The sequence below is a fragment of the Acidovorax sp. GW460-11-11-14-LB4 genome, from assembly GCF_059423685.1.
Genome location: NZ_JBWKYJ010000103.1, coordinates 1 through 12,537 on the forward strand (window position 1 = coordinate 1; position 12,537 = coordinate 12,537).

General features: G+C 64.6%; 11 protein-coding genes and 4 tRNA genes. 9 read left to right on the plus strand and 6 right to left on the minus strand.

Features of this window, described 5'->3' with window-relative positions; genetic code table 11:
- Both AC07X4_RS22500 and AC07X4_RS22505 read right to left on the minus strand, forming a co-directional pair.
- Positions 1-911, minus strand: a 911-nt coding sequence (locus AC07X4_RS22500; RefSeq protein WP_494741378.1) for a TPM domain-containing protein, incomplete at its 3' end; no start/stop codon positions are given.
- Positions 912-943: 32 nt separating this feature from the next.
- A complete protein-coding gene (locus tag AC07X4_RS22505; protein WP_056744158.1) occupies positions 944-1,555 on the minus strand; it encodes a LemA family protein in 612 nt (203 codons plus the stop codon).
- A 214-nt stretch (positions 1,556-1,769) separates the two neighbouring features.
- Here AC07X4_RS22505 and AC07X4_RS22510 point away from each other — a divergent pair, with 214 nt between their 5' ends.
- The 3 genes from AC07X4_RS22510 (at position 1,770) to AC07X4_RS22520 (ending at position 3,835) form a co-directional block, all read left to right on the plus strand.
- Complete coding sequence (locus tag AC07X4_RS22510) at positions 1,770-2,222, plus strand: YybH family protein (protein WP_056059073.1); 453 nt, start codon at positions 1,770-1,772, stop codon at positions 2,220-2,222.
- A gap of 67 nt (positions 2,223-2,289) precedes the next feature.
- On the plus strand, positions 2,290-3,303 hold the full coding sequence (locus AC07X4_RS22515; protein WP_494741379.1) for a YheT family hydrolase: 1,014 nt from the start codon (positions 2,290-2,292) through the stop codon (positions 3,301-3,303).
- Positions 3,296-3,835, plus strand: a complete 540-nt coding sequence (locus AC07X4_RS22520; protein ID WP_494741380.1) for a DUF2946 family protein — start codon at positions 3,296-3,298, stop codon at positions 3,833-3,835. Before AC07X4_RS22515 ends, AC07X4_RS22520 begins: the two co-directional genes overlap by 8 nt.
- Positions 3,836-3,995: 160 nt before the next feature.
- Here the strand turns inward: AC07X4_RS22520 and AC07X4_RS22525 are convergent, their stop codons facing one another.
- From AC07X4_RS22525 to AC07X4_RS22540, 4 genes are all read right to left on the minus strand, one after another.
- On the minus strand, positions 3,996-4,856 hold the full coding sequence (locus AC07X4_RS22525) for a c-type cytochrome (RefSeq protein ID WP_494741381.1): 861 nt from the start codon (positions 4,854-4,856) through the stop codon (positions 3,996-3,998).
- 155 nt (positions 4,857-5,011) lie between these two features.
- Complete coding sequence (locus AC07X4_RS22530; RefSeq protein WP_494741382.1) at positions 5,012-6,445, minus strand: efflux transporter outer membrane subunit; 1,434 nt, start codon at positions 6,443-6,445, stop codon at positions 5,012-5,014.
- Positions 6,438-9,593: an efflux RND transporter permease subunit gene (locus AC07X4_RS22535; RefSeq protein WP_056059085.1), complete on the minus strand. Its 3,156-nt coding sequence runs from the start codon at positions 9,591-9,593 to the stop codon at positions 6,438-6,440. Before AC07X4_RS22535 ends, AC07X4_RS22530 begins: the two co-directional genes overlap by 8 nt.
- Before the next feature lie 13 nt (positions 9,594-9,606).
- Positions 9,607-10,902: an efflux RND transporter periplasmic adaptor subunit gene (locus AC07X4_RS22540; protein WP_494741383.1), complete on the minus strand. Its 1,296-nt coding sequence runs from the start codon at positions 10,900-10,902 to the stop codon at positions 9,607-9,609.
- 187 nt (positions 10,903-11,089) lie between these two features.
- Between AC07X4_RS22540 and AC07X4_RS22545 the strand changes: the two genes are divergently transcribed.
- From AC07X4_RS22545 to AC07X4_RS22570, 6 genes are all read left to right on the plus strand, one after another.
- Complete coding sequence (locus AC07X4_RS22545) at positions 11,090-11,746, plus strand: TetR family transcriptional regulator (protein WP_056059092.1); 657 nt, start codon at positions 11,090-11,092, stop codon at positions 11,744-11,746.
- A gap of 69 nt (positions 11,747-11,815) precedes the next feature.
- A tRNA-Arg gene (locus tag AC07X4_RS22550) sits at positions 11,816-11,891 on the plus strand.
- A 102-nt stretch (positions 11,892-11,993) separates the two neighbouring features.
- Positions 11,994-12,079, plus strand: a tRNA-Tyr gene (locus AC07X4_RS22555).
- Between the two features lie 74 nt (positions 12,080-12,153).
- Positions 12,154-12,227, plus strand: a tRNA-Gly gene (locus AC07X4_RS22560).
- A 60-nt stretch (positions 12,228-12,287) separates the two neighbouring features.
- Positions 12,288-12,362: transfer RNA gene (locus AC07X4_RS22565), tRNA-Thr, on the plus strand.
- 74 nt (positions 12,363-12,436) lie between these two features.
- The coding region (locus AC07X4_RS22570; protein WP_029951219.1) for a GTP-binding protein at positions 12,437-12,537 on the plus strand (101 nt) is incomplete at its 3' end.

Here is a 12,537-nt window from a genome sequence, read left to right on the forward strand (position 1 = left end):
CCCGATGCACCGCCGCCACCAAAATCGCCCCCACCGCCCGAACTGAAGCCGCCGCTGTCACTGCTGCTGCTGAATCCGCCCGAGCTGCCGCTGCTCCAGCCCCCGGAACCTCCGCCGCCATGCCCCAGGCTGATGGGGCCGCTACTGCCGCCAAAAAGCCAGGTGTAGAGCAGCGCAATCACGCCCGCGCCCACCGACAGCAGCAGGCTGGAGGTGAACACAAACGCCAGGGCGCCTACGCCGCCTCCTACCGCCAGTCCGCCCAGCGCAGCCCCCAGGAGGCTGCGAGCCAACGGGCCGGCCACCATGACGCCGAAGAACAGGAAGATGGCGAAGTCCGTCCAGTCGAACAGGCCGTGACTGCTGCCTCCGGCGGCAGGAGAGGGTGTCTCGGTCGGGGCGGGCAGGGCTTCGCCCGCGATGCGCGCGCCGATCTGCGTGATCGCTGCACCGAGGCCTCCCGCGAAGTCGCCTTGCTGAAAGCGGGGCTTCATCGCGCCGTCGATGATGCGTGCTGCTGCGATGTCGGGGATGGCACCTTCCAGAGACTTGGCAACCTCGATGCGCATCTTGCGGTCGTTCTTGGCCACCAGCACCAGCACACCATCACCCACGTCGCGGCGCCCGATCTTCCACTGGTTGCCGACGCGGTTGGCATAGGCGGCGATGTCCTCTGGTGCGGTGGTGGGCACCATCAACACGACGACCTGCGAGCCGCGGGCTTTTTCGAGGGCGACCAGCTGGCCCTCCAGCGCCTGGGTGTCTGCGGCGCTGAGCGTGCCGGTCTGATCAATGACGTGGCCGGTCAGCGGGGGCACAGCTAGCGGCTGCGATTGGGCCCAGCCAAAGATAGGCCATGCAGCTATAAATAATATAGCTATCAGGGCATATCGGATAGGCGCTAGCAGCATATTTAGCTCACATCAGGCCCTGTAAGGGGTGTTCAGGGCTTGGCCTTGGACGCGGAAAAATCCACCGTGGGCGGCACGGAAATTTGGGCCTCGTTGGCGACGGTAAAGCTGGGCTTGGGGGCGTAGCTGAAGGCCATGGCCGTGAGGTTGGTGGGGAAGCTGCGGGCCAGCACGTTGTACTCCTGCACGGTCTGGATGTAGCGGTTGCGGGCCACGGTGATGCGGTTTTCGGTGCCTTCCAGCGTCACCCGCAGGTCGCGAAAGCCCTGGTTGGCCTGCAAGGTGGGGTAGCGCTCGGACACGACCATCAGGCGCGACAGGGCGCTGGACAACTCTCCCTGGGCCTGCTGGAACTTGCTGAAAGCCTCGGGGTTGTTCAGCGTCTCGGGCGTGACCTGGATGGCCGTGGCCTTGGCGCGGGCCTCGACCACCTTGGTCAGCGTCTCCTGTTCAAAGTTGGCCTCGCCCTTCACGGTGGCGACGATGTTGGGCACCAGGTCGGCACGGCGCTGGTACTGGTTGAGCACTTCGCTCCAGGCGGCCTTCGATTGCTCGTCCAGGCGCTGGAAGTCGTTGTAGCCGCAGCCGCTCAGCGTGAGCGTGGCGGCGAGCAAGGTGAGGAGGGCAAGAAGACGTTGGATCATCATGATGGTGGAGTCCGCCGATGGAGAAATGGGATGACTGTGCCAGAAACCGGAGGGCGCCAGTCCACAAACTGGTCGCAGACCAGCGATGGTGGGCCCCCGCCCGAGCGCGTACAAAATCGGTAGGCAGCAAGGCATTGCACCGCCGCCGCACAATAGCAGGCTGGCGTTGCATCTGTCACGTCGTTCCGACCCACTTACCACCAGAATTAACATGCCCCGCGCCCGATCAAAAGCAGCCACCCTGGGTGGCTCTTCGGATGAAACCGAAACCGCGTTTTATGAGGCGCTGCAGCGCGGTGACATCGAGCTGCTGATGTCGTGCTGGGCGGACGATGACGAGATTGTTTGTGTGCACCCGGGCGGGCCGCGCCTGCTGGGGCCCGCCGCCATCCGTGCCGCATTCGAGGCCATGTTCTCCCATGGCACGGTGCGTGCCCGGCCGGCGCAGGTGCACCGCGTGGTGGCGCTGTCGAGTGCCGTGCACAGCGTGGTCGAGCAGGTCGAGGTGATGCTGCCTGACGGCCTGCACCAGGCCGTGGTCATGGCCACCAACGTGTACCACAAGACCCCCGAAGGCTGGCGCATGGTGGCCCACCACGCCAGCCCGGGCGTGGCGCCCGACGCCCAGGTGGATGTGCTGGCGCAGCGCCCCGTTCTGCATTGAGAGGCCCCTGCGTGAGAATTTGGGGTCCAATTGGCTGTATGCGCCGACAACATATGCCTTGACAGCTATGAAATACATAGCGCCTCGCTGGCTCCCCGGTGGCCAGTTGCAAACGATCTGGCCCGCGCTGTACGCACGCCGTGTGTTCGGCCCGCGTCCCGAGTACCGCCGTGAGCGCTGGGACACCCCCGACGGCGATTTTGTCGATGTGGACTTTCTCCAGGACGGTGTGGTGGCTGACGCTCCCAGGCCGCTGCTGGTGGTGTTCCACGGGCTGGAGGGCTCATCACGCAGCCATTACTGCGAAGCCTTTGCCGACCTGGCCCGCGAGCGCGGCTGGGCCTGCGCGCTGCCGCACTTTCGCGGCTGCAGCGGGGAGATCAACCGTGCCCCGCGCGCCTACCACTCGGGCGACCATGCGGAGATCGGCTGGATGCTGCAGCAGCTGCGTGTGCACCACCAGGGGCCGCTGATGGCGGTAGGAGTGTCACTGGGTGGCAACGCCCTGTTGCGCTGGGCCGCCGAAGTGGGCACTGACGCTGCGCGCAGCGCGGATGCGGTGGCGGCCGTGTGCTCGCCCATCGACCTGGCAGCGGGCGGCCATGCCATCGGGCGCGGCTTCAACCGGCTGGTGTACACGCGCATGTTCATGCGCACCCTGGTGCCCAAGGCACTGCAGAAGCTGGCCCAGCACCCGGGGCTGTTTGACCGGCAGGCGCTGCTGGCCGCGCGGGACCTGTACGCGTTCGACAACGTGTTCACAGCGCCCGTCCACGGGTTTCGCAACACCGAGGACTACTGGCTGCGCGCGTCGGCCAAGCCGCTGCTGCACCGCATCCGCATTCCGGCGCTGGTGGTGAACGCGCGCAATGACCCCTTTGTGCCCGCTGGCAGCCTGCCGGGCGTGCGCGAGGTGGGACGCCATGTGACGCTCTGGCAGCCGCCGCATGGCGGGCATGTAGGGTTCCTGCGCGGGTTGCCGCCCGGGCACGTGCGTGCCATGCCCGACGCCGTGGGAGGGTGGCTGGCCGAGCACAGTGGGGCGCTGGCGCTGCACGGCGCACAATCCGCTCATGGATGACATCGTCAAACAGGCACTGGCCAAATGGCCCAATGTGCCCGACTGCTATGGCTGGCTGGGCCTGGATGCGCGCGGCCACTGGTATCTGCGCGACGACGCGGTGCAGGCAGCGGGTACGTTTCCGCACAGCAAAGGGTCGTTGCTGCAGCACGACAAGCTTATCGCGTTCATAGCCCGCAACTACGAGCCTGACGACCAGGGGCAGTGGTTCTTTCAGAACGGCCCGCAGCGTGTGTATGTCGAGCTGGAGGCCACGCCCTGGGTCTGGCGTCTGCAGCCGCAAGACCTGCGCGCCATCAGCCATACGGGCCGGGAGGCGTCGGTCCGCCACTGCCTGCTGGACGAGCAGGGCCGTGTGTACCTGGAGACAGACCTGGGCCTGGGGCTGGTGCACACGCTGGATGTGGCACTGGCTGCAGAGGCTGTGACCGACGGACGCTGGACGCCGCAGGACGTACAGGCGCAGGACCTTCCGGCACGCTACGGGTATGTCTGCAGTCCGCGCGCCCGGTCGCAAGCCGGGGCGTCGTGACCAACCTGAAGCTCCACCCTACCTCCTTCAGCCCGGAGTTGCGGGCACTCAGAGCTGCTCACAACGGCACTGGATAAGCGGCAAGACGAAAAAAAGCCGGTCGCAAGGACCGGCTTTCTGGGTGGGGTTCTACCCAGCCCGTGCAGGGTGAGGCGCCGCCTTACTTGGCGGCGGCTGCCATGAACTCCACCGCGGCGCGCAGATCGGCGTCAGAGGCTTGGGAGCCGCCACGCGGAGGCATGGCGCCCTTGCCCTTGGCGACACTGGTGTACAGCGCGTCGATGCCTGCGGGCAGGCGAGCGGCCCAGGCGGCCTTGTCACCAAACTTGGGAGCACCGGCCACACCGGCAGCGTGGCACACCTGGCAAGCCTGCTTGTACAGAGCCTCGCCAACGCCTGCTGCGGCGGCTGCAGGTGCGGCAGCTACCGCTACAGCGGGCGCAGCAGCTGCAGGGGCTGCTGCGGGTGCTGGTGCAGGAGCGGCGGCTGGTGCTGCGTCTGCCTGAGCGGCTGGGGCAGCGGCTGCGGGAGCAGCAGGTTCGGCAAACTTGGCCCCACCTGCATTGGCCATATAGGCCACAGCGCGCGCAATTTCGGTGTCGTTGAAGTCGCCGCCACCTTGGGGGGCCATGGCCCCCTTGCCCTTCAGGGCCGACTGCACCAGGGCTTCAAACCCGGTGCCAATGCGCGCAGCCCAGGCAGCGGCATCACCAAACTTGGGGGCACCCGCAGCGCCGGAGGCATGGCAGGCGGAGCACTGGGCCTTGAACACTTCTTCACCGCTCTTGAGGGGGCGGTTGGCGTCGCGCACTTCGACCATGCCGATCTTCTGGATGCGTTCGGCGATGGCCTTTTCGGGGTTGACGGCACCGGCAGCGGGCTTGTCCGCCGACGTCACATACAGGACCAAGCCAATGATGGCAAAGATCGGAATCACAAACGAGAAAAGTACCGCGACCAGCAACTGCTTGGGGTTCTTGATCGGGCCGGTATGGGCTTCTTCGTGGTGGTTGTCGCTCATGTCGTCCTCAGGTGTATCGGGGGCTTCGGTGTAATCAACCTTAAATTATATCTGCGGGGATGGTTATTCCCATCCCCGCTGGATGCAGACAACCACGGGTTTGCCCCAGAGCAAGCGCAGCGCCCCGGGGGCTGCGCTCGCTCCCGCGCAGGGCGTCAGGAGGGGAGCTGGGCGCTGGTGTCGGGCGCTCCACCCCCCAGTGCCTTGTACAGCGACACCTGGTTTTGCAGTTGCGCCAGCCGCACCTGCACCACTGCCTGCTGGGCCGTGAACAGCGAGCGTTGTGCGTCCAGCAGGTCCAGATAGCTGGCCACGCCGTTGCGGTAGCGCAGGTCGGCCAGCTGCAGGCGCGCGGCCTCTGCCTGGGCCTGCTGTTGCTGGGCCTGGGCCTGTTCGCCCAGCGTGGCTTGCCCCGCCAGTGCATCCGAGACCTCGCGGAACGCGGTCTGGATGGCCTTTTCGTACTGCGCCACGGCAATCTCCCGGCCGACCCGGGCGCTGTCCAGGTTGGCCTGGTTGCGGCCTGCGTCAAAAATGGGCAGCAGCAGGGATGGCGCGATGGTGAAGCCCCAGGAGCCGTTCTTGAACAGGCCGGACAGTTCGCCGCTGGCTGTGCCTGCCTGCGCCGTCAGGGAGATGCGCGGGAAAAACGCCGCCCGCGCAGCGCCGATGTTGGCGTTGGCGCCAATCAGTTGCTGCTCCGCCTGGCGGATGTCCGGCCGGCGGGTGAGCAGCTCCGACGGCACGCCGGCAGGCAACGGTGCCATCACAGGCGCGTCGGCCAGCTTGCCACCGGCCAGACTGGCGCGCACGTCTTGCGGCAGTGCCTGGCCCAGGAGCAGGACCAGCGCGTTTTCGTCGAGCGCGCGCTGGCGCTGCTGTTGCGCCAGCGTGGCGCGGGCCGCCTGGGTGAGCGACTCGGCCTGGCGGAAGTCGAGCTCGGATGCCACACCCGCGTCCAGGCGCATCCGGGTCAGGCGCACCGACTCCTCGCGCGATGCAAGGGTCTGGCGCGACAGGTCCAGCAGCTCCTCGTCGGCCAGCAGTGTCAGCCAGCCATTGGCCACTGCCGCCACCAGGCTCACCTGTGCGGCGTTGCGGCCTTCTTCCGTGGCAAGGTACTGGGCGAGTGCCTGCTCCTTGAGGCTCGCAATGCGGCCAAAGAAGTCGATTTCCCATGCGGATACGGCCAGACCCACGCTGAACGAGTTGGTCAGGTTGCCCGTGCCCGTGGCAGGGGCCCGGCTGGCATTGGCGGCCAGTCCCACGCCCGGGTACAGGTCGGCCCGGCGCACCTGGTAGGTGGCCCGAGCTTGCTCGATGTTGAGCATGGCCACACGCAGGTCGCGGTTGTTGGCCAGCGCAATGTCGATGAGCTGTTGCAGGCGTGGCTCGGCAAAGTAGCTCTGCCAGGGCACGGTGGCTCCCGACTGCGCAGCTGCGCTGTCGGTCGTTGCCGCCCCGCCGGCGTAGGTGGCGGGGACGGGGGGTTGCGGGCGCTCATAGGTGGGGATGAACGAGCAGCCAGCCAGCAGCGCAGCCGCCGTGGCTGCTGCCAACGCCATGGGGGTACTTCGGTTCTTATTCATGGGTTCCAACTCCTGCTTCTTCTGCATGGCGGCGGTTCATTTCCTGCTGGCGCGCGCTGCCTTTGAACAGGCTGCGCACCACCACAAAGAACACGGGCACAAAGAACACGGCCAGTGCGGTGCCAGTGACCATGCCGCCCAGCACGCCGGTGCCGATGGCCCGCTGGCTGGCAGAGCCCGCACCCGACGCGACGACCAGCGGCAGCACGCCCAGGCCGAACGCCATCGAGGTCATCACGATGGGGCGGAACCGCAAATGCGCGGCGGCCAGCGCCGACTCGATCACGCCCTTGCCCTGGGCCTGCAGGTCCTTGGCGAACTCGATGATCAGGATGGCGTTTTTCGCTGACAGGCCAATGATGGTGATCAGGCCCACCTGGAAGTACACGTCATTGGCATAGCCGCGCAGCAAGGTGGCCAGCAGCACGCCCAGCACGCCCAGGGGCACCACCAGGATCACGGCCAGCGGGATCGACCAGCTCTCGTACAGCGCAGCCAGGCACAGGAACACGGCCAGGATTGCAAAGCTGTACAGGATGAGCGACTGCGAGCCTGCCAGCTTTTCTTCGCGCGACTGACCGGTCCATTCAAAACCGAAGCCTTGGGGCAGTTGGCCAGCCAGCTTCTCCATCTCGGCCATGGCAGCTCCCGTGCTGTAGCCCGGTGCGGGCGAGCCGGAAATGCGCATGGCGGGGTAGCCGTTGTAGCGCACGGTTTGCTGCGCGCCGGTCACCCAGCGCGTTGTCGCGAACGCCGACAGCGGTACCGGTTTGCCCTGGCTGTTGGTGGCATTGATCTGCAGCAGATCGTCGGGCTGCATGCGCGCCGGCGCATCGGCCTGCACCACCACCCGCTGCAGGCGGCCCTGGTTCGGGAAGTCGTTCACATAGCTGGAGCCCAGCGCGGTGGACAGCGCGGAGTTGATGGCATCAAACGGCACACCCAGCGCGTTGGCTTTGTCGCGGTCTATGTCGATCTGCAACTGCGGAGCGTCTTCCAGACCATCGGGGCGCAGTTGCGTGAGCACCTTGCTCTGCGAGGCCATGCCCAGCAACTGATTGCGGGCTTTCACCAGGGCCTCGTGCCCCGCGCCGCCACGGTCCTGCAGGCGGAATGTGAAGCCGCTGGCGTTGCCCAGCTCGGGAATGGGAGGCGGGCTCAGCGGAAAGATGAACGCATCGCGAATACCCATCAGCGCACCGAAGGCCCGGTTGGCCACGTCTTGTGCCGACTGGCCGGGGCCATGGCGTTCACTCCAGTCCTTGAGGGTCACAAACGCAAGGGCCGCGTTCTGGCCCTGGCCGGAGAAGCTGAAGCCCAGCACACCCACCATGCTTTGCACCTCGGGCTGCTTGAGGATGAAGCCTTCGACCTGCTCCATCACGGCCAGCGTACGCTCCTGCGTGGCGCCAGGTGGCAATTGCACGTTGACGATGATGTTGCCCTGGTCCTCGCTGGGCAGGAACGAGGTCGGCAGGCGCATGTAGACCACGGTCACGGCACCGATGATGGCTGCGTAGATCACCAGGTAACGCGCGGCGCGCCGCAGCATGCGGGCCACAAAGCCTTCATAGCCTTTGGCAGTGCGCGAAAAGCCGCGATTGAACCAGCCAAAGAAGCCAGTCTTCTCGTGGTGATGCCCCGCCTCGACCGGCTTGAGCAGGGTGGCGCACAGTGCCGGTGTGAGCGACAGAGCCATGAAGGCTGAGAAGCCAATGGATGCCACCATCACCGCCGAGAACTGGCGGTAGATGTTGCCCGTGGAGCCTGCAAAAAATGCCAGCGGCACGAAAACCGAGATCAGCACCACCGTCACGCCAATGATGGCGCCCGAAATCTGGCGCATGGCCTTGCGCGTGGCTTCCAGCGGCGACAGGCCTTCTTCGCTCATGATGCGCTCAACGTTCTCCACCACCACGATGGCGTCGTCCACCACGATGCCGATCACCAGCACCATGCCAAACATGGTCAGCACGTTGATCGAGAACCCCAGCGCCAGCAGCGTGGCAAACGTACCCAGCAGCGCGATCGGCACCACGATCGTCGGGATGATGGTGTAGCGCCAGTTCTGCAGAAACAGGAACATCACCAGGAACACCAACACCACGGCCTCGACCAGTGTTTCTGCGACCTGCTTGATGGAGATGTCTACGAAGCGCGAGCTGTCGTAAGGAATGCTCCAGCTCATGCCTTCGGGGAAGTAGCGTGACAGCTCATCCATCTTCGCGCGCACGTCCTTGGCGGCCTCCAGTGCGTTACCGCTGGGCGACAGCTGAACGCCGATGCCCACGGCGGGCTTTCCGTTCAGGCGTGCGGCGGTGGCGTAGGCCTGGCCGCCCAGTTCCACACGCGCCACATCCTTGATGCGCACGGTGGAGCCATCGGTGTTGGCACGCAGCACGACGTTGCCGAACTGTTCAACGCTGGACAGTTGCCCATTGACCACCACGGTGGCGGCAATGCCTTGGCCCGCGACATTGGGCAGGTCGCCAATGGTGCCGCTGGCCACCTGGGCGTTCTGGGCGCGGATGGCGGCGGTGATCTCTGCTGCCGACAGGTTGTAGCTCACCATCTTGGCCGGGTCGATCCAGATGCGCATGGCGCGCTCCGTGCCAAACAGCTGGGCCTGGCCAATACCCTTAAGGCGTTGCAGTTCTGGCACCACGTTGCGCGACGCATAGTCACCCAAGGCCACGGTGTCGGTGGCCGGGTTGCTGGACGACAGCATGGTGAACAGCAGGAAGTTGGAGCGCGACTTGTCCACGCGCACCCCCTGTTGTGTCACGGCAGAAGGCAGGCGCGGCGTGGCCCGTGAAAGCCGGTTTTGCACGTCCACCTGCGCCAGGTCGGCATTGGTGCCGGGCTGGAAACTCAGCGTGATGCTGCCGGAACCATCGGCCTGCGCGACCGATTCCATGTAGATCAGCCCGGGGGAGCCGTTCATCTCGCGTTCGATCACCGACAGCACGCTGTCTTCGAGGGTTTGCGCCGATGCGCCGGGGTAGGCCGCGTTGATGACGATGGACGGTGGTGCCACCGGCGGGTACTGTGCAATGGGTAGCTGCGTGATGGCTACGCCGCCCATCACCATGATGAACAGCGCAATCACCCACGCAAAGATGGGGCGGTCAATGAAAAATTTGGCCATGCTGGATTGCCCCTTATGGCTTGGATGCGGCCGAAGCGGGCGCTGTCGGCGCCTCTGCGGAGGCTGGCGCTGAGGCAGTCGCTGCTGCCGGCGCAGGCGTGCCTGGTGCTTGCCATGGAACGGGCTTTACCGGGGTTCCGGGAGGCAGCATCTGCAGCTTCTGGAAGCCGTCCACCATCACTTTTTCACCCGCCTTCAGACCGTCCAGCACCACCCAGCGGTTGTTCTGTGCGGCACTGATCTTGACGGTGCGCTGCGACACCTTGCCGTCCTCGCCAACCACGCTGACCGTGTCGCCCTGCTGGGTGCGCGTGACAGCCTGCTGGGGCAGGGTGATGGCGTTGCTGGCCTGTGCCTGTTCAATCCGCACACGCAGATACAGTCCGGGCAGCAACTCGCCCTTGGGATTGGGCACCTCTGCGCGCAGGGTGACCTGGCCGGTGGTGGAGTCCACCGACAAGTCCGTGAACAGCAGCTTGCCAGCTTGTGCGTATTCAGATCCGTCGCTGAGCACCAGCTTGACGCTGGCTGCCTGGCTGCCGCCAGCGCGCTTGAACTGCCCACTTTCCATAGCGCGCCGCAGTTGGAAGACGTCACCGGCCGATTGGGTGAAGTTCACGTACACCGGGTCAATCTGCTGCACCACAGCCAATGCGGTCGCTTCGCCCTGGCCGACCAAGGCGCCTTCGGTGACCAGTGCGCGGCCAATGCGGCCGGAGATGGGGGAGGTCACGCTGGCATAGCTGAGGTTGATGTCGGCGGTGCGCACAGCAGCCTGGGCGGCCGCCACGTCGGCCCGGGCTTGTTTCTCGGCCGCCTCTGCGTTTACAAAGTCCTGCTTGCTGATGGCATTGGCTGCAACCAGGGGGCGATAGCGCTCAGCTTGTGCGCTGGCCTGTGCCAGATTGGCCTGGGCCTTGGCGAGGCTGGCGCGCGCGCTCTCTGCCGCTGCGGCGTAGGGAGCGGGATCAATGCGGAACAGCAACTGCCCGGCCTTGACGTCGCTACCTTCCTTGAACACGCGCTGCTGAAGGATGCCGGCGGCCCGTGCGCGCACTTGGGCCACCCGAGACGCCTCCACGCGGCCAGGCAGTTCGGTGATCAGCCCCACGTCGCCGGGCGTGGCGGTAACGACTCCCACTTCGACCGGGGGCGGCTTGGGACCGCCTGCCCCGGCGGCCTGTCCATCGGCCTTGCCACAGGCGGACACAAGCAGTACTGCTGCGCTGATGGCAGCCAGCGAAAGTACTCGTAGGGTGGTGGTGGCACGCAAGTAAGGGGTGCCGGATGCGTCACGCAGTTGAGGCATGAGAGTCCTTTGGGTGGGCGTCAAAAAAAAGGGATCTGGAAAAAGTGGGAGGTCTAGAGCGCTTCGCTCAATGCCCCGACAGTTTGATCAGAAATTATACATACAGACATGAATGTATAATTGTCGACTGCTGCAGATGCCCCTAGGCAGTCGTAGGGGTTTTGGGGACTCAACAGGATGTTTGACTATGGCGCGCCGGACAAAAGAAGATGCAATCGCAACCCGCAACGGGTTGATCGATGCGGCTGAGTTGGTGTTTCGGGAAAAAGGGGTGTCCCGCGCGTCGCTGAGTGATATTGCCCAGGCGGCGGGAGCCACGCGTGGTGCGATCTACTGGCACTTCAAGGACAAGGTGGATCTGTTTAGCGCCATGATGGACCGTGTCACGCTGCCGCTGGAACAGGGTTTTGCCAGTTTTGAAGACAGCACCTGCGCTGATCCTGTGCAACGCCTTCGGGCGGTGATGGCGCTGGTGCTGCGCAGTGTGGCCTCGGACGAGCACACCCGAAGGGTTTTCGAGATTGCGTTGTACAAGGTGGAATACGTGAACGAGCTGATGGGGCTGCGCGAGCGCCATGTGGCTGCCTCCGAAGGGTTTACGCAGCAACTGGCGCGCGACTTTGCGCTGGCTGCTGAGTCGCAAGGGGTGGTGCTGTCGATGTCGGCGATGGACGCGGCCATCAGCCTGCATGCCCTTTTTGATGGGCTGATCCGCAACTGGATTCTGAATGACGGTGGCTTTGATCTCATTGGCGTAGGTGGCGCCAGCACCGACGCATTTTTGCGTGGTGTGGGGTTGTCGCTGGTCGGGGCGAAAGTGCCCGCTGCATCCTGCGGGGGCTGAGCGCCAGGGCTTTGTTTGTTTGGATGCTTGCCGCGTGCAATAATCAAAGGCTGCGTCAATCAGAGGTATGCGGCTGTAGCTCAGTGGATAGAGTATTGGCCTCCGAAGCCAAGGGTCGTGGGTTCGATCCCCGCCAGCCGCACCAACGGTACATGCAGCAGCGAGCGCTTACAGCGTTTGTGAAGAGCGTCAAATGCGTTTAATTTCTGAATGCGTAAAAATTTGGTGCTATAATTCGAAATTCTCCGGAGGGGTGCCCGAGTGGCTAAAGGGGGCAGACTGTAAATCTGTTGGCTTACGCCTACACTGGTTCGAATCCAGTCCCCTCCACCAGTGAGTGAGCAGTGTTAAGAGTGGTGCTTGACTTTGTGAGTGCAAAGTTGGGTTCGCAAAGGCCGGTGGTCTGCGCGGGAGTAGTTCAATGGTAGAACCCTAGCCTTCCAAGCTAATGACGCGGGTTCGATTCCCGTCTCCCGCTCCATTGTTTGTTGTGCTGGTTTGTTGAGTAGAGATTTTTGGTGTTGTGCGAGCGGCGCCAATTGCCCATGTGGCTCAGTGGTAGAGCACTCCCTTGGTAAGGGAGAGGTCGCGGGTCCGATTCCCGCCATGGGCACCATTTTCTGGTGCGTCCGGTTCTGGTTGCGCCGAGATCCTGTTGTGTTGATTTAGATTTTTTTCGGAGTCGGAAAAATGGCAAAAGGAAAATTCGAGCGGACCAAGCCCCACGTGAACGTGGGCACGATCGGTCACGTGGACCATGGCAAGACGACGCTGACGGCAGCTATCGCTAC